Raw genomic sequence first — 21,445 nt, 5'->3', positions numbered from 1 at the left:
CTCCCTAATCTAAAACGTCACTACTCCTATTATATTAAAAAAAATAGGGAAAAATCAAGTCAAATCACTCAGAATTTGAAAAATTTTCAGCCTCCTCATTCAATTCCTCAAAGGTAAGCGTTTTTCTATTATATCCTTCTTTCTTTAAGACCATGTGATATAAATATTTCAAATTGGTTTCATTTTCAGAATCGTAAAACAAATAACAACCTGTCGTATTATCCAGTAAAAACTGGTTATAGTCTCTAAACTGCCCTGGGTTTTCATAGCGTGGATAGGCATACTTTACAAAATCAACCTGCTTAAACCGTGCTAACTTTGCTTGGTTAGCCTCATTCCACTGTTCGCCATGATTTTCAAATGGAAATATTGTTGCAATACTCAGTTGATACCCCTCGGCTCGTAAATCTTCTAAGACTTCTAAGGACCAGTATTCAAAACCCAATTGACCTGTCAGTATGAACCAACTAACTCCCTCTTCTAAAAAACGAATAAAATTCCTACGAATTGCAGATTTAATAATGTGCAGTCGAGGATCTTTTTCTGAAAAAATTCCCAGGTCTGTATGTCTATAACCTGTTACCAAAAGGCTCTTAGTATCCATTTCTTGTACTCTTTTCGCTAATTATGGTATAATATGCTGATATTATTTTATCAAGAAGGAGTTCTATGGTCAATTATCCTCATAAGGTGTCAAAAAAAATCAATAGAACCAGTCCTATTTCATCCCAGCGAGTAAACTTTGCTAATCGCGGAATGTCTTTTGAGGCCGCTATCAACGATAGCAATCAATATTACCTTGCGCACGATATTGCTGTCATTCACAAGAAGCCAACTCCCGTGCAAATTGTAAAAGTTGATTACCCCAAACGGAGCCGTGCTAAGATTGTCGAAGCATACTTTCGACAGGCATCTACCACAGACTACTCTGGTGTTTTTAAAAGACATTATATTGATTTTGAAGCGAAAGAGACACGCCAAAAAGCATCCATGCCCATGAAAAATTTTCATGCGCATCAGATCGAACACATGAAACAGGTTGTTAAACAAGGTGGCATTTGTTTTGTCCTTCTTCACTTTTCAACATTAAAAGAAACCTATCTCTTGCCAGCCACTCATTTGATCGAATTTTATCAAGTAGACATGGGTAGTAAGTCGATGCCTCTAACCTTTATTCGACAATACGGCTTTGAGATTCAAATGGGGCGTTTCCCCAGCATCCCATATCTGGAAATCGTTGAAAAAAATCTATTAGGTGGTGAATCTTTTGAAAACTACAACAATTAAAAAAGCTCTTCTAATCACTGCAAATATTTTACTTGCGGGGGCTATCATTGCCTGCCTGGCCGGAGCTGCATTGGTTGTTTACTACATCCAAAGCGCTCCAGAATTGACAGAAGAATCTTTGACAGCAACTGTGTCAAGTAAAATTTACGATAAGAACGGAAATCTTATTGCAGATTTAGGAGCAGAAAAACGTTCGAGTGCCAAGACTGAAGAAATTCCAACAGACTTGGTAAATGCGATTGTCGCAATCGAAGACCAACGCTTCTTCAATCATAGAGGGGTTGACGTGATTCGTATTGCAGGTTCCCTGATTAATAACTTGAGTGGTGGACGTTTGCAGGGTGGCTCGACACTTGACCAACAGTTTATCAAGCTGACTTATTTCTCGACATCCGTAGAAGATCAAAATCTAAAACGGAAAATTCAAGAGGCTTGGCTGGCTACTCAATTGGAACGTCGCAATACCAAACAAGAGATTTTGACCTACTACATCAACAAGGTGTATATGTCAAATGGTAATTACGGTATGAAGACTGCCGCTCTTGCTTTTTATGGAAAAGAGTTAAAAGATTTGACTCTTCCTCAATTAGCTCTTTTAGCAGGAATGCCCCAAGCGCCAAACCAATATGATCCTTATACCAATCCAGAAGATGCAAAAACACGTCGCGATTTGGTATTGGCTGAGATGCTGGAAGAAAAGTACATTGATAATACCCAGTATGAACAAGCTGTTCTAACACCTGTAACAGATGGTTTGCAACCATTATCTAATGCAGCTGCTTATCCTGCTTATATGGACAACTATCTGAAACAAGTCGTTGAAGAAGTTGAAGCCAAAACAGGTTACAACTTGCTGACAACAGGGATGGATGTCTATACGAACGTCGACCCTGCCGCCCAGCAACAACTTTGGAACATCTACAATACAGATATGTATGTCAGCTATCCAGATGATTTATTACAGGTAGCTTCAACGGTTGTGGATGTTTCTAATGGTAAAGTCGTTGCGCAATTAGGTGGTCGTAAACAAGAAACAAACGTCTCATTTGGTACCAACCAAGCCGTTGAAACCAACCGCGACTTTGGTTCTACAATGAAGCCAATCACAGACTATGCTCCTGCTTTTGAAAACGGCATTTATACATCTACAGCAGATTTAATTTTAGACGGTCCTTATAATTATCCTGGCACAACAACTCCTGTCAATAACTGGGATAAACAATACTATGGGAATATCTCTGTTAAGACTGCTATTCAGTATTCTCGAAATGTTACAGCCGTTAAAGCATTGGAAACTACAGGTTTAGAAAATGCCTTGAAATTTTTGAATAGCGTTGGTATCGATTACCCAGATATTCATTACTCTAATGCTATTTCAAGTAATACATCCGACACTGGTAGCCAGTATGGGGCAAGTAGTGAAAAGATGGCTGCTGCCTACGCCGCTTTTGCCAATGGCGGCACATACTACGCTCCGCAGTATGTCAATAAAATTGTCTTTAGTGACGGAACAGTAACAGAATATGCTCCTCAAGGGACTCAAGTCATGTCTGCCGAAACAGCCTACATGATGACCGATATGATGAAGGCTGTTATGTCTTACGGTTATGGATTAAGCGCTTCTGTTAGTGGAGTTCCTATGGCAGGTAAAACAGGTACATCAAACTATACCGATAGCGAAACGGATACTATTCTAGCTTCAATTCCAGAAGCAAATTATAGCTACATGGTCGTTCCTGATGAAAACTTTGTTGGATATTCTAGTCAGTATGCAATGGCTGTTTGGACCGGATATACTAATCGTATGACTCCTATCCTTGATAACAGCATGCGAATTGCAACAGATGTCTACCACAATATGATGCTCTTTATGCATTCGGACTATACAGCTACCGATTGGGAGATGCCAAGCGGACTCGTACGTTACGGTTCCAACTACTATCTCAGAGGTAGTCGCTCACTCTCCAATGCTTATAACACGTACACTAGCTCTAGTACAAGTTCTTCTAGTTCGACTGAAACTAGTGAAACAACCGAAGCGACGACAACATCAAGCGAAACATCATCTGGAACTTCAACCGAGACTGCAACTTCTTCAACTGAAACTGCAACAACAGGAAACAATCCTGCGACGGGACAGACAGATGGTCAATAAGAAAATTCCCAGACTCTTCTGGGTTTTTCTTTTGCTTAAATTATGATAAGATAAGATTATGAAACCTGAAGTATTTTATAAAACCTTGGCAGACCAAGGTATTCAATTAACTGACCAACAAAAACACCAATTTCATCGCTATTTCCAACTATTGGTGGAATGGAATGAAAAAATCAATCTGACAGCTATTACCGAGGAAAGCGAAGTCTATCTGAAGCATTTCTACGATTCTATCGCTCCAATCCTGCAAGGCCATATTCAGAACGAACCTCTTCGGCTTTTAGATATTGGAGCTGGAGCTGGATTTCCTAGCCTACCTATGAAGATTATCTTTCCGCAACTAGATGTTACCATCATTGATTCTCTTAATAAACGAATTAACTTTTTACATTTGCTTGCCGAAGAACTAGAGCTCGAAGGTGTTCATTTCTATCATGGTCGTGCAGAAGACTTTGCACAAGATAAGAACTTTCGTGCACAATTTGACCTTGTCACAGCACGCGCAGTTGCCCGCATGCAGATTCTTTCTGAATTGACTATCCCTTATTTGAAGCTCAACGGAAAATTAATCGCACTCAAGGCGTCCAGCGCAGAAGATGAATTGACCCAGGCAAAAAATGCACTCAATCTCCTCTTCGCAAAAGTCATCGAAAACCACGACTATACTCTTCCAAATGGCGACCCTCGAACATTGACCATCGTCGAAAAGAAAAAGGAAACTCCAAATAAGTTTCCACGCAAAGCTGGTATGCCAAATAAAAGACCCCTTTAAACATAAGAAAAGCGAGTTTCACTAAGAAACCCGCTCTTTTATTATCCAATTTTTGTAATATTGGTTGCTTGAAGACCACGTTGGCCTTGCTCCACTTCAAATGTCACTTTTTGACCATCTTCCAAAGATTTAAAACCATTAGACTGAATTTCAGAAAAGTGTGCAAATACATCTGGACCGTTTTCTTGAGCAATAAAACCAAATCCCTTTTCTGCATTAAACCATTTAACTGTACCTTGTACCATTTGTGTTACCTCTTTTTATTTATTTGTAAAACTTATCAAGAGGAAAAACAAAAGATGAAACTGATACTTAAACTCTAAACTTATTTACATTCCCTACTGTAACAGTATATTTCCTAAATGTCAACGATAAAGGGTTAATCGGTCCAATAAACTCAATAATCATCGCCACGGATTATAGAATCGTCCCTGATTAACAAAAAACAGATAGACTGTCACGACTACTAGAGCAAGAATAAATAGCAAGACAGCGTAATCTATTCTCTGTAGAGGCTGTTGGGTATACCATGTTCTTTTTTTATTCTTTCCAAAACGCCGCAATTCCATAGCCGTTGAAATTGTATCAATCCTCTCCAAGGAACTGAAAATCAGAGGAATGACAAGGGATAGGTTCCCTTTTATACGATCCATCAATTTTCCTTTCCTGGACAATTCCAAACCACGCGCTTCTTGAGACATTCGAATCGTATAAAACTCTTCTTGAATATCTGGAATATACCTCATGGTCAAACTGACTGCGTAAGCAACTTTGTAGGATACCCCAATTTGATTCAAACTGGAAGCAAACTGGCTAGGATGAGTGGTCATGAGAAAGATAATCGCTAAAGGGACTGTACAAAAATACTTCAAGAGAAGATTCACCAGATAAAATGCTTGCTGACTCGTCAAGGAATAAACTCCCAGACCTGATAGCAAGGGAGTATCTGCTCCGTAAAGTTCCACTCCATACCGTGGTGCAAACAAGTGAACCATCAGGGCATTCATTGCAGCAAAAATGATGGTCAGAATTAAAACAAGAGAGATTTCTTTATAACGAATCCCTGACATTTTGAACAAGGCTAGAGAAAATACTGCGATAAAAAGAATCAAGCGGGTATCGTAAGTAATCATAGCAAGAATGGAAACTATGAGAAAAAAGAGTAATTTACTGACAGCCGATAAACTATGAATAAAGCCAGTTCCTGGATGGTAACCAATTAGTTTTTGTTGACTCATCTTCCTCTCCTTTCTTCCTGCATATAAAACGTTGTTAATTCTAAGGGATTAACTCCCAACCTCTCCGCCAAGTGAAAAATTGATGTTTCTTTTAAATTGGCTCGCTCAATCACCGTATCATCAGATAAAATTTCTGCTGGACTGGCATCTTCAATAATCTGCCCATCCACCACAACAACAGCTCTATCTGAATAATCTAGCATGAGTTGCATGTCATGGGTAATCATGACAATGGTGTGTCCTTGAGCATTTAATTGGTCCAAAAACTCCATCATTTCCCGATAATGTCGTTGATCTTGTCCTGCTGTTGGCTCATCTAGCAAAATAATTTCTGGATTGAGAACCAAGATAGATGCTATCGTTACCCGTTTTTTCTGCCCATAGGAAAGTGCCGAAATCGGCCAATTACGAAACGGATACAGGCCACATACTTTCAAGATATGGTGAACTCGGTGTTCGATTTCTTCTTCTGTCACCCCTCGCATGCGCAAACCAAGGGCAACCTCATCAAAGATCATCGTTTGGCTAATCATTTGGTTGGGATTCTGAAGAACATAACCAATCCGTTCTGCTCGCTCTTTAACAGAATCTTCTTTGATTGACTGCCCCTTCCAGAGAATCTCACCCTCACCCTGAATAAAACCACAAAGCACCTTGGCTAAAGTAGATTTCCCAGCACCATTTTTTCCAACAATAGCTAGACGTTCCCCCTTATGAATCGTCAGTTGAATGTCTGTAAGAACTTGTTTGTTAGGATAGGAAAAATGAAGATGCTTGACTTCTAACAAAGCCTCTTTCTCTCCATTTTCAAAATGTAGAGTCGGTAGGGATGCTATATTCAAAGCCTCAATATCAATTTCCCAAACTGAGGAGAGGTGTTCTGACTGCGCAATCGGATATCCTAAGGCGCGAAGAGTCGATAGATACAAAGGTTCACGGATGCCGTTTTCCTGTAACAATGAGGTACGTAATAAATCATCAGGTCCTCCATTGAACAAAATCCGACCGTCATTAATCAATACAACTCGGTCCACCTGACGATACAGTACGTCCTCTAAACGGTGTTCGATAATAATGGTTGTGGTCCCTTCTTGCTTGTGCAGACGGTCAATCAAATCAATCGTATCTTGGCCCGATTTGGGATCTAAATTAGCAAGTGGCTCATCAAACAACAAAATAGGACTCTCATCAATAAGAACTCCGCCCAGACTGACACGTTGCTTTTGACCTCCAGATAAATCTTGTGGTCGATGTGCCAGCAAATCGGTCAAAGACAGTCTTTCTGCCCAATCCCCTACTTTTTGCTTCATCACCCCCTGGCTTTCCATGTCGTTTTCCAAAGCAAAAGCTAGGTCCTCGGCAACTGATAAGCCAATGAATTGACCATCTGTGTCTTGAAGAACCGTTGATACGAGCAAGGACTTATCATAAACCGAAAGATTAAACGCTTCCTGACCATCCAATAGTAAACTTCCGCTATGTTCTCCCTTGTAAATATTGGGAATAATACCATTAAGACATTGTCCAATCGTCGACTTTCCTGAACCAGATGGACCAATAATCAGAACTTTCTCTCCCTGATAAATCGTTAACTGAATGTCTTTTAAAGTAGGTTCCTGTTGCGCTTGGTATCTAAATGTAAAATCTTTAAACTCAATGATTTTTTTCATAGGACTATTATAGCGTAAATTGACTCTGAAAAAAAGGAAGAATCATCAGTTTCTCCCTTTTCAAATACCTTCATCCATGATTCTAGAGCAGATGAATTCTACCTTCTTACCTCACAATCACATTAAAATGATCCCCATCAAGGTCCGTAAAACTTGCTCCATAAAAGCCATGGGCATCTGTCGAGCGTTCTGCAATTGGTCCACCATTTACTTCAATACGCTCGATAAGCCTATCCACTTCTTCTTTGGTTGCTACATTGAGTGAAATCAAGACTTCATCTCCTTCTCTTTTCTAATTGATAGGCTTCGTATAGAATGGACTGAAAAAATATAAAGAATTCTGATTGCACAAAAAAATTGCACTGATTTTTCAATGCAATTTTGGTATTACTAAGCATTTGCTGGAGTCAGAGTTTCCCCAATCGCTTCCAAGCGTTCTGCCCATTCTTGACGAGTCAAGCCGTTTTCAGAAATGTAACGGTTGCGCTCATGAGCACGGCATTCAGCTGAACAGCCACGAACATACTTGTGCTCATTCTCTTCTGATGTCAAAATACGACGGTTACAGAATGGATTGCCACAGTTGACATAGCGCTCACATGGTGTGCCATCGAACCAGTCCTTACCAACGACAACTGGGTTAACATGGTTAACATCGACCGCGATACGCTCGTCAAAGACGTACATCTTACCATCCCACAATTCGCCACGAACTTCTGGGTCTTTACCATAGGTTGCGATACCACCGTGGAGCTGGCCGACATCCTTGTAGCCTTCACGAACCATCCAGCCTGAGAATTTCTCACAGCGAACACCACCAGTACAGTAAACAACTACGCGCTTGTCCATGAATTTCTCTTTGTTATCACGGACCCATTGTGGCAATTCACGGAAGTTGCGGATGTCTGGACGGATGGCACCACGGAAATGCCCAAGGTCGTACTCGTAGTCATTACGTGTATCCAAAACAACTGTATCTTCGTCCAAGAGAGCTTCTTTGAACTCTTTTGGTGACAAGTAGGCACCTGTTGTTACAAGTGGGTCAATATCGTTGTCAAAGTCATTGTCTTCCAAACCAAGGTGAACAATTTCTTTTTTATAACGAACAAACATTTTCTTGAAAGCTTGCTCATTTTCTTCATCAATCTTAAACCACAAATCGCTGAACAATGGGTTTGCATGAACGTAGTCCATGTATTTTTGAGTTGTTTCGTAGTCACCAGAAACAGTACCGTTGATACCTTCGTCGGCAATCAAGATACGGCCTTTGAGTCCGATAGACTTACAGAAAGCTAGATGCTCAGCAGCATAGGCTTCAGCATTTTCAATTGGGACATACTTGTAATAGAGTAGAACGCGAATATCTTTTGACATAGTGTCTCCTTTTCAATCTTTACAATAGATGATAAAACTCTGTCATTTCTAATAAATGATACCTTACGATTATATCGTTTAGCACCTCAAAAGACAAAAATCTGAACTGAAAATTTAGAACCTGTATTCGCAGGTTCAGTGCTTATGTGTAAAAAATACGGTAACATGGATGACATGCTACCGCATTTATTGAAGGTTCACTATAACTTCTTAGTCGTCTAATTCTGTTTTCAGTTGTCGGAGTTTTTCCAAGGTATCATGTCCGATAAGTTGGTCCACTTTTCGCTTATGGCGTCTAGCAATATTTTCCTTCCATTTATCTTCAATAGGATTATGTGGCTTCTCGATTTTCCTTTGCTCTTTGATTTCTCTAGCCTCCTGCCACTCCACTCCTTCAATAACTTCTTCCCAATAGCTGGCAATGGCAGAGCAGAGATAGAGTTGGACCTTATTCAACCAGTGTCCAAAAAAAGTTTGCGGAGCACTCTCCTCCACTAGCCGATAGGTCCTCTGGATTTCAATAAGTTGACTTTGGTATTTTTCCCACTGGAGCATAGCTTTACTCGGCTTTTTTCGATAAAGTTGACGCTGTTTGATTAGAGCTATATACGGTGCAACAAAACGACTCGTCCGTATCTTGATAAAATTTCTGGAGGAGCGAATGGCCACCAACATGCCTGAGGCCAATAAGCGTTCAACCTCCCTTGCCTGATTATCTGGAAAACGGTAATGGACTTGCCACCCCTCTTCTTCAACCACTAAGCGAATCTGTATCCTGCCATTTTGCCAACTCGCCTCCACCTCTTGCTGTTCATCCCATAACTTTTGAAAAAAGAGAAGAAGGTAGTAGCTTTGTTTACTAAGTTCATACCAACTGTTCGTGTGGTAAAGATAGGTCCGAATCGCTCCCTTCATATAAAATTCGCCATGGAAATCATAAAAAGTTGGCTGTTTATATGTAGATTGTGATGGGTGGTTACTAACTCGGAAAACCTTATAATAATAACTATTCCAAAGAATGCATCCATAAATTGATTTCGTCGTTTTCGATTGATAAAGACTTAAAACTTCCTCGTCAGGATTGAGTATAGAATGAATAATCGGTCCCAACTTTTCTTCTGTCCAGACCATACTTCTCCCCTTGAACACATGTTTTCGTTTGTTTTATATTATTATATCATATATGTATTTTTTTGTATTGAAAAACCCTAGAATCTTTTCTAGGGAAAATAAAAACTTAATCTTTAGACAAGCTACCTGTCTTCGTTTGAGATTTTGCGTAAACAGCCAAAAGGAGTGTCCCTGCAATAGCAACCGTAATACTGTTTACAATACCTGCTACAAGTCCCTGTGCAAAGACCTTATTCGCCGCCTCACTGTAGATAAGAATATCTAAAACTGGGGCAATGATTCCCCAAGCAATGAGGTTAGCTACTACTTGAAAAATATTGAAAGCAAAAATATCTTTTCCGTCAAAAATTCCTTCTTGAATACGCAGACGATTTCTAGCAAAACCTAACACCAAGCCAAAAACCGCTGAGGCTAGAACCCATGACCACCAAGGCGAACCACCTCGCAGTGCGTCTATAAAGGCATGACCAATAAGCCCTACAAAGAAACCAACAATTGGTCCAAAAACAATTGACAAGAGCGACTGAACTGCATACTGCAATTGAATGTAGGTATTTGGTACAAAGGTTGGAATACTAATCAGCAAACCAATAACCACAAAGAGGGCTGCGCCGATACCAGTAGCAACGACTGTTTTGATTGAATTATTTTTCATAACTATCTCCTAAAATTTCTTTAATTACTAATACGTTTGATTTCAATATGCCAGTTTTGACCTACACCGACATTATAAGCCTTGGCAAATGAGCCCTGATTAATCGCAACACCTACACGATAGAGGGAATTGATATAAATCAATGGCTGTCCGATACGTACATCCGCAAAGGACTTGCCATAGGTTACTTGGTTTTGATACACAAGCATGTCGTTATTGTATATGGTCACTTCAAAGCGATCTTCAAACTGCGGTTGCAAGGTGTAAAATTCTTCCCTCGTAATCGAGGTCCAAAGCGAGCCGAATCGAACATCTAGAATATCAATTGCTCCTTTTACATAGTCCGAACTAACTTCCGTTGGGACTGTTGGAATTTCCACAATCTTATCCACGCTTAATTCTGGACCAACTTCTTCAAAGCTAATGTGTCCAGAAGCCAATTTAGCTCCCGTATAGGCATAAACATCTCGACCATGGAAGGTGTACGAATGTTCTGTATTGGCACGGCGATTGGCCACCTCTGAAATTTCTCGAACCGACTTTATCCCCACATATTTTTTGATGAAGGATAGCGTCCCATTATCTGGCGTTACAATATAGTGATTTTGTTCGGTCAAAGCTACTACACTCTTACGTTTTGAACCAACTCCTGGGTCAACAACCGAAACAAATGTTGTCCCCTCCGGCCAGTATTCGACCGTTTGAAAGAGGCGATAAGAACCCTCAAAGATATTGTACGGAGTAATATCATGTGTTAGATGGTGAACAACTAAATCTCTCGATTCTTGGAGAGCAACACCAATCATCGCTGAAACTGCACCATCAACTAAACCAAAATCTGATTGTAAAACAAGTAAATTATTTGACATACATTCTCCTAATCTTATTACCGTTCTATGATAACAGAAAACCCGTGACCATTCAAATAGATATTTCCAAAGCCTGGCTATAGTTTTTCCTTATACCTCATCTGTCAAGCACTCTACTATCAGCCACCGAAAATTTTTCCATCGTACCTTCTTCAAACTTAAGCTAAAATATCCCCACTTCTCTAGTTCCAACCAACTATCGTCTTTGAGCAATTGGATATCCCCCCCAAAAAAAACGCCTAGCGCAGTTCCAATTTCCAAACTTTTAAACCCAAAATTGTCCTCATGGACATCTAGATAAAAAGAAAACCAGCTGCCGCTGGTTCTTATTTCCAACCTTCTAGGACGTCCCACTATAAAGAAAACTGCCTACCGGCAGTTCCAATCTCCAACCTTTTAATATAAAAAAAGTGCTACTAGCACTTTTTTTATATTAAAACCCATCTACATTTGTGTAGATTTTTTGGACGTCTTCATCGTCTTCGAGGGCATCGTAGAGTTTTTCAAATGTTGCGAGGTCATCGCCTTCAAGTGATACTTCTGATTGCGGAATCATTTCAAGTTCAGTGACGTTGAACTCTTGGATTCCTGATTCTTTAAGTGCCACGATGGCCTTGTGCAAATCAGTTGGGGCTGTATAGACAGTGATTGTGCCGTCTTCTGCTTCTACGTCATCCACTTCGACATCTGCTTCAAGGAGCAATTCGAAGATCGCATCTGCATCATCACCTGCAAAGACAACCACACCTTTTTTATCAAACATGAATGATACAGAACCAGATGCCCCCATGTTACCGCCGTTTTTACCAAAAGCAGAGCGCACGTTAGCTGCCGTACGGTTTACGTTTGATGTCAAAGTATCAACGATAATCATAGAACCATTTGGTCCAAAGCCTTCGTAACGACCTTCCACGAAGGTTTCGTCTGTGTTTCCTTTTGCCTTGTCAATGGCCTTGTCAATGATGTGTTTTGGAACCTGCGCTTGCTTAGCACGGTCTATAACAAATTTCAGCGCTGAGTTTGTTTCTGGATCTGGGTCACCCTTTTTCGCTGCTACATAGATTTCAACACCAAATTTGGCGTAAACTTTTGAGTTAGCACCGTCTTTTGCGGTTTTCTTGGCTACAATATTGGCCCATTTACGTCCCATGGGGAACCTCCTACATTTTATAAAATCGCTTTATTATACCATAAATGGCAAGGATTGAGAAGATTTTTAAAATCTTCTACACTATACAGTTGACATGTATAGTTCCCCGATATATAATATATAGTACAACTATACATTTGAACTACATAGGAGAAGCCAAATGAAAAGGAACAAGCATCTCCCCTTAACGGAGACAACCTACTATATTCTATTAGCCCTCTTGGAACCTGCCCATGGCTACCATATCATGCAAAAAGTAGAGGATATGAGTGATGGTGATGTGAAAATCGCTGCAGGAACCATGTATGGAGCGATTGAGAATCTTTTGAAACTAAAATGGATTTGTTCCGTTCCAAGTTCCGATAAAAGAAGAAAAGTCTATCAAGTAACAGCAACAGGACAAGAGATTATTAAACTGGAAACACAGCGTATTCAAAAACTACATCATATTGCAAAAGAATTAGGTTTTTAAGGAGGAAGCCATGATAAGACACAAATTATTCACCAGTTTACAAGAGGAAGAACATTGGATTAATTCGATTCAATCCGAAGGTTATCAGCTTGTCAAAGTAACTCAGTGGACAGCAGCCTATCATTTTGAAAAATGTAGTCGACCCCCTCATCCCGTACGCCTTGATTTTCATGAACATATTGCAAAAGGAGAATATTCAAATTACCTCTCTCTATTTGAAGACTGTGGTTGGCAACCTATACAAGGTAGTCGTAGATGTGGCATCCATTATTTTCAACAAACAATCGAAGCTTCAAGCACAGAAATTTTTTCTGATACCGAATCGAAAAAAGCATTCTATTCACGCTACCAAAATTATGCCTACTCCTATTTCGGATTATTTCTAACTTTATTTTTTGTCCATTACCAAGTTGGACTCCAAAATGGATACACACTTTGGAATCCTAAATCCTGGTACCTAACTCCAGGACTATGGGAACGGACTGGTACCAGTTTTTGGTTTGGTTTTCTCTTTGAAACCCCATTCGCATTGTTTAGAAGTGGCATCATTCCGTTATTTTTCCTTGCTTGGTCTATTTATTTCCTCCATATCGCTGAAAAAGGTAAAAAAGAAGCGAAGAAATTAGAAAAATACTGATGGCACACTATCCAAAAGAAAAAGATTGAAAAGAATTGACTGCAATCATCTTTTCAATCTTTTTTTACTTTTTACAACTCTACTTTAGCAACTTGGCTATCTTGACTGACCTGTCCAAGATTTTCAAGGCTGACAGATTTGATTTCAGCTGTGTTTGTGAAGGCAACGACGATGGTTGTTTCACGTCCTGCTGAGCGAATGGCATCCAGATCTGCGACAAGGAGCAAGTCTCCTGCTTCAACGCGTTGGCCATCTGTTACCTTAGCTGAGAATGGGGCACCGTTTAGTGCAACCGTATCTAGGCCGACGTGCACCAAGACTTCTACACCCTTGTCAGACAAAATCCCGACAGCGTGTTTGGTTGGGAAGACACTGGTTACGATACCTGAAACTGGTGCGTAAACATTGCCGGAGCTAGGCTCAACTGCATAACCGTCACCCATCATTTTTTGTGAGAACACCGGATCTTTCACTTCTGTGATGGCAATGGCTTGCCCTTCAGCAACAGAGTAAACTGTCTCCGTCACACCTTTGAACTGAGTCTCAGGAGCAACTTCTTCTGTCGCAACAATTTCCGTACGAGGAATAGCTACGCCTGATTCTAGCAAGTCTTGAATGTCTGATTTGAGAACATCTGCTTTTGGTCCATAAACTGCTTGAACACCTGAGTCTTTGATAATCAAGCCCATAGCCCCAGCCTGTTTCCAAGCATTTTCATCTCCAACCTGTGCCACATCTTTAACGCTGACACGAAGGCGAGTCATACAAGCATCCACATCTGCGATATTATCACGACCACCAAGCAAGTTGATGATTTGAACTACTTGTGAATTGGCATCCGCAGTATCTACGTTTGAGTTTGAAACCACATCCGTTGTTTCTGTATCATAGTTGCCATTGCGTCCAGCTGTTGCTAGGTTGAATTTCTTAATCATAAAGTTGGCAATGAAGTACATACCAACCGCAAAGAGGGCTGTTACCCAGATGAAGTTAATAACATCCATACCGATGCCAGCTTTAATCGCCATCGGTGTACGTGTAAGGAATTCGATATTACCAAATGAGTGCATACGCAAGTTGACAACGTCAGCCATGGCAAAAGCCGCACCTTGTACAAAAGCATAAACGACATAGAGTGGCATTGCTGCAAACATGAACATAAACTCAATTGGTTCTGTTACACCTGTCAAGAATACTGCAAGTGCTGAAGAAATAAACATACCTTTGTACTTATGTTTTTTATCTTCATCCACATTGCGGTACATAGCGTAAGTCAATCCCATCAAAATCCCTGATGAACCAATCATTTGACCAACTTTGAAACGGGCTGGAGTAATGTTTGCAAGAAGGTCATTGTACTGAGCCATATCACCAGCGTCTTTGAGGTTGATCAAGTCTGTAATCCAAGCCAACCAGAGCGGATCTTGTCCAAATACTTGTGTACCTGCTTGTGCACCTGTCAAGATGTCATAGGTACCACCAAGTGAAGTATAGTTCATTGGAATGGTCAACATGTGGTGCAAACCAAATGGAAGAAGCAAACGTTCCAAGGTACCATAAACAAAAGGTGCAAGAATTGGTGCTGTATCCTGTGAGCTTGCAATCCACTTACCAAAGCTGTTGATTCCTGTTTGAACAACTGGCCAAAAGATAGCTAATCCTAGCGCTACAAGAACTGAGCGATAGATAACCACAAATGGTACAAAGCGTTTACCGTTAAAGAAGGTCAAAACATCAGGTAATTTGCGGTAATTGTAGTATTTATTATAGGTTGTTGCCCCTACAAAACCAGCGATGATACCAACGAAGACACCCATGTTCAGAGCAGGCTGACCCAAGATATTGACGAAGTAGCCTGAAACTGGAATCTCTGTTCCAAAAACAGTGGTTACGGTTGCCGCTGCATCTGCAAGCATGTCAGTCGTCACACCAAAGAAGTGACCTGTAATCAAGTTAATAAGGATGAAGGCAAGACCTGCTGAGAAGGCACCACCAGCCTTTTCCTTAGCCCAGCTACCACCGATAGCCAAGGCGAAGAGCAAGTGAAGGTTTCCGATAATCCCCCAACCGATTTGGGCAATGATATTCCCGATACGAATCAAGAGTTCTGATTCTGGGCTGATTAACGGAATAGAGTTTCCGATAGAAACCATCAGACCTGCTGCAGGCATAACTGCAATCACGACCATTAAACACTTACCGAATTTTTGCCAAAATTCGAAACTAAGAAATTTTTTCATTTTTTCTCCTTTATTTTTTGGCTCTGTGCCATTTTATACATTAATTTCAACTTCCACACCAAAATGGTCTGAAATAATCGGACGATTCTCTCCATTGAAAATCACTAAGCTGGATAAAACTTCCTTTTTCTGATTTAAGAAAATGTAATCCAATCGTTTTTCCTGACTGTGACCAGCCCAGCCATCGATAGCCTTTTCAACCGTAATCCCCTGGTCTTTTTCCATCGCTAGATTGTATGAATCATAAAGCCCGAGCTCTGTAATCGCTTCGTAGGCCTCTCGATCTGAGAAGGCATCGGTATTAAAATCTCCCATGAGAATCTTAAAACGTCTATTGCCAGTCCGTTCCACAATCGTACGAATGTTATCAAGCTGGTCTTCCTCTTCACTCCCTGGAAGATTGATGTGACAAGAATACAGGTCGATCAACTGGTCTTGATAGAAGACCGTCAAGCCCATAATTTTTCGTGATAGGATGGAATCAACAGATTTATTCTGACTACAATAAAATGGATCTACTTCATAAACTGGCAACTTGGTAAGAAAGGCAATCCCTTCTTCGTACTTATCGTAGCCGATATGTGAGTTGCTCCAATAATATGAATAGTCAAATTGTCCCAAGGCTCTTAATTTTTCTAATAAAATCAAGCCATAATTATCCGCCTTCAAGTCTTTCGTTACCAAATCAGCAGTTATGAGCTGATTGACCTCTTGAAGAGCGATGACATCATAAGCCTTTTCAGCTATTGTTTGGGCTAAAACATCTAGTTTTTCATCCTGCCTTTCTTCTAACCAGGCGTGGACATTAATTGTTAGTAATTTCATTGCTCCCCCTCTCTCTGAAAATGCGTAACCGTTTTCTTTTATAGAAATAGTATAACGTAAACGTTTGCATTAGTCAATAACTTTTCCGTAATATTTTAAACTTTTACGTAAAAGTTGTGTATTCTACTAAATAAAATAGATGTATTGCCCCTTTCTGGCTCTTTTATGATACACTAATGGGTAGAAAGACAAGGAACTATGAGTAAGTATAAAAAAGTTTATCAAGATATTAAGAAAAAAATTGAAGAGCAGGTTTGGTCAACCGGACAGGCCCTACCGACAGAAAATGAATTAATGGAAGTGTATTCCTACTCCAAGGACACCATTCGCAAAGCACTATCTCTTCTTGAAATGGATGGTTATATTCAAAAAAAACAGGGGAAATCTTCTATTGTTATCGAACATGGTCTAATGAAGGACCAATATCTTTCTGAAATTAAAACAGCGGGCGAATTGAACAAAAGATCACAGCACCAAATTCAGACCCAGCTTACTTCGCTTTATATTATTCAAGGCCAAGAAGATTTAATGTCAACTTTCGAAGTTGATAATAAGGTAGATTTCTATCGAGTGAGTCGGGTACGGACAATTGACGGTGAGCGGTTGGAATATGATATTTCCTATTTCGACCGTAGGGTCGTTCCATATCTCAGTAAAGAAATTGCCGAAAGCTCTATTTACCGCTACTTAGAAGAAGAACTCCATTTAACAATTTCTCACTCCAGACGTGAAATCTCCTTCCGTTTTGCAAACGAAGAAGAAAAACAATTGATGGACTTAGGAGACTATGACATGGTCGTCGTGGTCACTAGTATCACCTATCTTTCAAATGGTCAAGCTTTCCAGTATGGAACCATTAGCTATCGGCCTGATAAGGTAAGCTTTGTCTCAATGGCGAAACGCTAAAAGGAAACTTTCGATTTTTTCGACCAAGTATATAAAACTTCTAGAATTTTATAGTTATAAAAAGAATGTCTCCGCTTTTTTGCAGAGACATTCTTTGCATTTATATACTAAGGAGAGCACCAATAATGGTAAAAACTGATCGGTTTTTATTCTTCAACACATAGGAAGAATTGATCTGATAAGTTTTGGAGTGGTTCAATCAACTTTCCTACTAATTGTTGGAATTCAATTAGTTACTGTGCCAGATGTCTTGATTGTACTGTTCAATGGTACGGTCAGATGAGAAGAATCCAGCTTTGGCAATGTTATGAACAACTTTCTTGTTCCATGAATCTTGATCTTCGTAATCTGCAAAGACTTGTTCTTTTACTTCAATGTATTCAGCCAAGTCAATCAAGGTCATGAACCAGTCTTTCGAAATCAATTCATGGTGCAGACGGCCAAGACGTTCTTCGTTACCAAGTGCTTTTACCTCATCGCTAACGATAAAGTCAACTGCACGTTTGATATTGGCATCGCCATTGTAGTAGTCAGCAGATACATATCCAGCCTTATCGTACAAGTCGATGATGGTATCTGAATCTTTACCAAATGTATAGATGTTATCCATACCAGCCAACTCAGCAATCTCAACGTTGGCACCGTCCATGGTACCAAGTGTCAATGCACCGTTGAGCATGAATTTCATGTTACCAGTACCTGACGCTTCTTTAGAAGCCAATGAGATTTGTTCTGAAATATCTGTTGCAGGGATGAGTTTCTCAGCAACTGTCACATTGTAGTTTTCAACCAAGTGAACATTGAGGTATTTATTTACTTCTGGGTCATTGTTGATCAACTCTGACAAGCAAAGAATCAAGTGAATGATGTCTTGTGCAATGATGTAGGCAGGTGCCGCTTTACCACCGAAGATAACAGTGATTTTACGTTTCGGAAGGTTACCATTCTTGATTTCAAGGTATTTATGGATAACATACAAGGCATTCATTTGTTGGCGTTTGTACTCGTGGAAACGTTTGATTTGTGTATCAATAATAGAATTTTCATCCAGCTCGATACCTTTATTGTCTTTAAGGTAACGTTTGAGAGCCAACTTATTGTTGAACTTGATTTCAGCCAACTTAGCATGAACTTCCTTGTCATCAGCAAAGGCAAGCAATTTTTCAAGTTTAGTCGCATCTGTCAAGTACTCATCGCCAATCAATTCTTTGATGTAGTCAGCGAGGTCTTGGTTGGCAAATTCCAACCAACGGCGGAAAGTGATACCGTTTGTTTTATTGTTGAATTTTTCTGGGTAAAGCTCGTAGAAAGCTTTCAATTCAGAGTTTTTGAGGATTTCTGTGTGAAGTGCAGCTACACCGTTCACTGAGTTAGAGAAGTGGATATCCATGTGAGCCATGTGTACACGACCTGATTCATCAATGATTTGGACTGCTGGGTCTTTAATTTCTGCACGAATAAGGGCATCCAATTCTTTGATAATATCAACCAAGTGCGGCACCACTTCTTCAAGGAACTCAAGTGGCCATTTTTCAAGCGCTTCCGCCAAGATAGTGTGGTTTGTGTAACCAGTCATATTCTTAACGATGGCAACTGCTTCCGCAAATTCAATACCATGCTTTTCAGTCAAAAGACGGATCAACTCAGGAATCACCATTGAAGGGTGAGTATCGTTGATTTGCACATAAGCGTAATCAGCCAAGTCATGCAAGTTTGAACCGCGCTCAATTGCTTCATCAATCAAAAGTTGAGCCGCATTTGATACCATGAAATATTGTTGGTAGATACGGAGCAATTCACCATTCTTATCAGAATCATCTGGGTACAAGAAGAGTGTCAAGTTTTCTTTAATATCAGTCTTGTCAAATGAAATACCGTCTGTAATCAAGTTATAGTTTACTGACTCAATATCAAACAAATTGAGGTAGTTCTTAGTCTCTTTTTTATAGCCAAGAATATCAAGACGATCCAATTTTGATTTCAAAGTGAAGTTTTTGAATGGAACATCATAGCTGATAGTTGTTGGAATCAACCAAGAATCATTTTCAATCCAGAAGTTTGGCTCTGCTTCTTGCTCATTTTTCTTAAATACTTGGCGGAAAAGACCACAGTGGTAGTTCAGACCAACACCTTCACCGTTGATAGCAAGTGTTGACATAGAATCAACGAAACATGAAGCTAGACGTCCCAAACCACCGTTACCAAGTGATGGTTCTGGTTCAACATCTTCAACCTGCGCCAATGATTTACCAGCTGCTGCCAATTCTGCTTGAATGTCTTTGTACACGCCCAAGTTAATCAAGTTGTTTGACAAGAGTTTACCGATAAGGAACTCAGCTGAGATATAGTAAACTTTACGTTTTCCTGTGTTTTTTGGTTTTGTAGCTGCAGCTTCTTTTACGTAGTTTAACAATTGAAGATAGATTTCTTCGTTTGTTAAATCAGCTAATTTCTTCGAAGTATTTGTTTCTGCAAATGTTGTAAATTTAGTCATGGTTTTCATTTCCTCGTTGGTATAGTAATGTCATTTTTGTCAAGAAGTCTTTGCGTTCTTGGGTCAAGTCTTCAGCTTTCATGCGCCATTCCCAGTTTCCACCGATAGTTGACGGCATATTCATTCGACTTTCTTCACCCAAGTCTAGGACGTCTTGCATGGTTGCAATAGCTGTATCACTCACTGTTGCAAACAGCATACGGAGCATAGCTTGGCTAACTTTTTCAATCGGCTTACGGTTGCTATAGGCGTCCACGTATTCTTGTTGTTCTGGATCAAGATTGTTGTACCAGCCGTTGACAACCTCATTATCGTGAGTTCCAGTGTAGGCAACTGAATTTGGAATGCAACGGTGTGGAGCATCGATACTCTTACCTGTTACATCAAAGAAACCAAATTCTAAGATTTTCATGCCTGGATAGCCACAATCCGCAAGCAATTTGCGAGCTTTAGCGTCAATGTTTCCAAGGTCTTCTGCAATGATTGGAAGGTCTCCAAGTGTTTCTTTGACAGCCTTGAAGAGATTGTAGCCAGGACCTGGTTCCCAGGTACCAACCTTAGCTACTTCTGCCTTACCATCAACTTGCCAGAAGTCTGAGAAACCTTTGAAATGGTCAATCCGAAGGACATCATAAAGTTTGAAACTTTCATGGATACGATAAATCCACCAGTTATAGCCTGTTTTTTCATGTTCTGGCCAATCGTAAATAGGATTTCCCCATAATTGACCATCTGCCGAGAAGTTATCAGCTGGTACACCTGCTACATAAAGCGGCTTGCGTTCACTGTCCAATTTGAATAGTTGGGGTTTTGTCCACACTTCAACGCTATCAGCAGAAACATAGATTGGCATGTCTCCGATGATTTTGATGTGGTGTTTGTTGGCATATTCTTTCAATTGTTTCCATTGGCTGAAGAAGAAATACTGTGTGACTTTGTAGTAGTCGATTTGATTTGCCAATTCTAAGCGGTACTTATCAAGAGCTTCCTCGTTGCGAGCTACAACTTTTTTATCTTCCCATTCTTGGAGAGCTTTATTACCAAAGTATTCCTTGATAGCCATGAACTCCGCATAATCTGTCAACCAAGATGAGTTAGCCTTTTCAAACTCTAGAAAAGCAGCTTTCTTCTTATCATCTTGTAAAAATGCTTGAACTGCCTTCTCCAAAATTGGTCGACGAACTTGATAGATAAGAGCATAGTCTACTTTTTCAGGATTATCTCCAAAATTTACATCTTGGAAATCTTCTGTTGCCAATAAGCCATCTTCAACCAAGAGGTCAAAGTCTATCAAGTGTGTATTTCCTGCAATAGCAGAGAAAGACTGGTAAGGAGAATCTCCATAGCTTGTAGTTGTTAGTGGTAAAATCTGCCAGTAGGTTTGCTTGGTTTCCACCAAGAAATCTACAAAATCATAGGCAGACTGTCCAAAAGTACCAATACCAAACTTACCTGGAAGTGAGGTAATATGCATCAAAATTCCACTGGTACGATTTGTCATAAAAACGTTTTCCTTTCTGTCGGTTACGAATATAGTTTAACGCAAACGTTTGCACTTGTCAAGGATTTT

General features: G+C 40.0%; 20 protein-coding genes. 6 read left to right on the top strand and 14 right to left on the bottom strand.

Annotated features, from left to right (window positions below; genetic code table 11):
• Positions 1-64: 64 nt before the first annotated feature.
• Complete coding sequence (locus ODU41_RS09420; protein WP_004194171.1) at positions 65-604, bottom strand: DUF1273 domain-containing protein; 540 nt, start codon at positions 602-604, stop codon at positions 65-67.
• Between the two features lie 65 nt (positions 605-669).
• On the opposite strand from ODU41_RS09420, the gene recU reads away from it, so the two are divergent.
• Genes recU through rsmG form a run of 3 tightly spaced genes read left to right on the top strand, consistent with a single transcriptional unit; the run spans position 670 to position 4,214 of the window.
• Positions 670-1,287, top strand: a complete 618-nt coding sequence (gene recU, locus ODU41_RS09415) for a Holliday junction resolvase RecU (RefSeq protein WP_004194173.1) — start codon at positions 670-672, stop codon at positions 1,285-1,287.
• Entirely contained in the window at positions 1,268-3,442 is a 2,175-nt protein-coding gene (gene pbp1a, locus ODU41_RS09410; RefSeq protein WP_398578952.1) for a penicillin-binding protein PBP1A, read from the top strand. The genes recU and pbp1a overlap by 20 nt, the downstream gene beginning before the upstream one ends.
• A 58-nt stretch (positions 3,443-3,500) precedes the next feature.
• Complete coding sequence (gene rsmG, locus ODU41_RS09405; RefSeq protein ID WP_004195222.1) at positions 3,501-4,214, top strand: 16S rRNA (guanine(527)-N(7))-methyltransferase RsmG; 714 nt, start codon at positions 3,501-3,503, stop codon at positions 4,212-4,214.
• A gap of 41 nt (positions 4,215-4,255) precedes the next feature.
• Here the strand turns inward: rsmG and ODU41_RS09400 are convergent, their stop codons facing one another.
• The 9 genes from ODU41_RS09400 to ODU41_RS09360 form a co-directional block, all read right to left on the bottom strand.
• Positions 4,256-4,459 (bottom strand): cold-shock protein, encoded by a 204-nt coding sequence (locus ODU41_RS09400; RefSeq protein WP_004195223.1) that lies wholly within the window; start codon positions 4,457-4,459, stop codon positions 4,256-4,258.
• Positions 4,460-4,618: 159 nt separating this feature from the next.
• Positions 4,619-5,452 (bottom strand): energy-coupling factor transporter transmembrane component T, encoded by an 834-nt coding sequence (locus tag ODU41_RS09395; RefSeq protein ID WP_248017849.1) that lies wholly within the window; start codon positions 5,450-5,452, stop codon positions 4,619-4,621.
• Entirely contained in the window at positions 5,449-7,122 is a 1,674-nt protein-coding gene (locus ODU41_RS09390; protein ID WP_248041379.1) for an ABC transporter ATP-binding protein, read from the bottom strand. The genes ODU41_RS09395 and ODU41_RS09390 overlap by 4 nt, the downstream gene beginning before the upstream one ends.
• Positions 7,123-7,228: 106 nt before the next feature.
• Positions 7,229-7,393, bottom strand: coding sequence for a VOC family protein (locus ODU41_RS09385; RefSeq protein ID WP_248041380.1), 165 nt, complete (start codon positions 7,391-7,393; stop codon positions 7,229-7,231).
• A gap of 119 nt (positions 7,394-7,512) precedes the next feature.
• The gene (locus ODU41_RS09380; protein WP_023369456.1) at positions 7,513-8,496 is read right to left on the bottom strand and encodes a rhodanese-related sulfurtransferase; all 984 of its coding nucleotides are present in this window, start codon (positions 8,494-8,496) and stop codon (positions 7,513-7,515) included.
• A gap of 210 nt (positions 8,497-8,706) precedes the next feature.
• Entirely contained in the window at positions 8,707-9,627 is a 921-nt protein-coding gene (locus tag ODU41_RS09375; protein WP_398578951.1) for a hypothetical protein, read from the bottom strand.
• Positions 9,628-9,733: 106 nt separating this feature from the next.
• Complete coding sequence (locus ODU41_RS09370) at positions 9,734-10,282, bottom strand: ECF-type riboflavin transporter substrate-binding protein (protein ID WP_024401563.1); 549 nt, start codon at positions 10,280-10,282, stop codon at positions 9,734-9,736.
• A gap of 20 nt (positions 10,283-10,302) precedes the next feature.
• Positions 10,303-11,151, bottom strand: coding sequence for an SAM-dependent chlorinase/fluorinase (locus ODU41_RS09365; protein WP_172088795.1), 849 nt, complete (start codon positions 11,149-11,151; stop codon positions 10,303-10,305).
• Positions 11,152-11,584: 433 nt separating this feature from the next.
• Positions 11,585-12,301 carry a YebC/PmpR family DNA-binding transcriptional regulator gene (locus tag ODU41_RS09360; RefSeq protein WP_004194195.1) on the bottom strand — a complete coding sequence of 239 codons (717 nt, stop codon included), beginning with the start codon at positions 12,299-12,301 and terminating at the stop codon, positions 11,585-11,587.
• A gap of 160 nt (positions 12,302-12,461) precedes the next feature.
• Between ODU41_RS09360 and ODU41_RS09355 the strand changes: the two genes are divergently transcribed.
• On the top strand, positions 12,462-12,773 hold the full coding sequence (locus tag ODU41_RS09355; protein WP_004194196.1) for a PadR family transcriptional regulator: 312 nt from the start codon (positions 12,462-12,464) through the stop codon (positions 12,771-12,773).
• Positions 12,774-12,783: 10 nt separating this feature from the next.
• Positions 12,784-13,410, top strand: coding sequence for a DUF2812 domain-containing protein (locus ODU41_RS09350; RefSeq protein WP_044668266.1), 627 nt, complete (start codon positions 12,784-12,786; stop codon positions 13,408-13,410).
• Between the two features lie 71 nt (positions 13,411-13,481).
• Here the strand turns inward: ODU41_RS09350 and ODU41_RS09345 are convergent, their stop codons facing one another.
• Both ODU41_RS09345 and ODU41_RS09340 read right to left on the bottom strand, forming a co-directional pair.
• Positions 13,482-15,650, bottom strand: coding sequence for a PTS transporter subunit IIBC (locus tag ODU41_RS09345; protein ID WP_044668265.1), 2,169 nt, complete (start codon positions 15,648-15,650; stop codon positions 13,482-13,484).
• A gap of 33 nt (positions 15,651-15,683) precedes the next feature.
• Positions 15,684-16,475 (bottom strand): endonuclease/exonuclease/phosphatase family protein, encoded by a 792-nt coding sequence (locus ODU41_RS09340; RefSeq protein WP_014637507.1) that lies wholly within the window; start codon positions 16,473-16,475, stop codon positions 15,684-15,686.
• Positions 16,476-16,673: 198 nt separating this feature from the next.
• Between ODU41_RS09340 and ODU41_RS09335 the strand changes: the two genes are divergently transcribed.
• Positions 16,674-17,381 carry a UTRA domain-containing protein gene (locus ODU41_RS09335; protein ID WP_398578950.1) on the top strand — a complete coding sequence of 236 codons (708 nt, stop codon included), beginning with the start codon at positions 16,674-16,676 and terminating at the stop codon, positions 17,379-17,381.
• 229 nt (positions 17,382-17,610) lie between these two features.
• On the opposite strand, the gene glgP is transcribed toward ODU41_RS09335, so the two are convergent.
• Together glgP and malQ are read right to left on the bottom strand one after the other, a co-directional pair.
• Positions 17,611-19,875 carry a glycogen/starch/alpha-glucan family phosphorylase gene (gene glgP, locus ODU41_RS09330; protein ID WP_398578949.1) on the bottom strand — a complete coding sequence of 755 codons (2,265 nt, stop codon included), beginning with the start codon at positions 19,873-19,875 and terminating at the stop codon, positions 17,611-17,613.
• Positions 19,868-21,376 carry a 4-alpha-glucanotransferase gene (gene malQ, locus ODU41_RS09325; protein WP_011922661.1) on the bottom strand — a complete coding sequence of 503 codons (1,509 nt, stop codon included), beginning with the start codon at positions 21,374-21,376 and terminating at the stop codon, positions 19,868-19,870. The genes glgP and malQ overlap by 8 nt, the downstream gene beginning before the upstream one ends.
• Between the last annotated feature and the right edge of the window lie 69 nt (positions 21,377-21,445).

The organism is Streptococcus sp. 2022WUSS083, from assembly GCF_044427155.1.
GTDB lineage: Bacteria > Bacillota > Bacilli > Lactobacillales > Streptococcaceae > Streptococcus > Streptococcus hashimotonensis.
The sequence above is the reverse complement of the archived record's forward strand: the minus strand, read 5'-3'. Positions and strand labels throughout refer to the sequence as shown.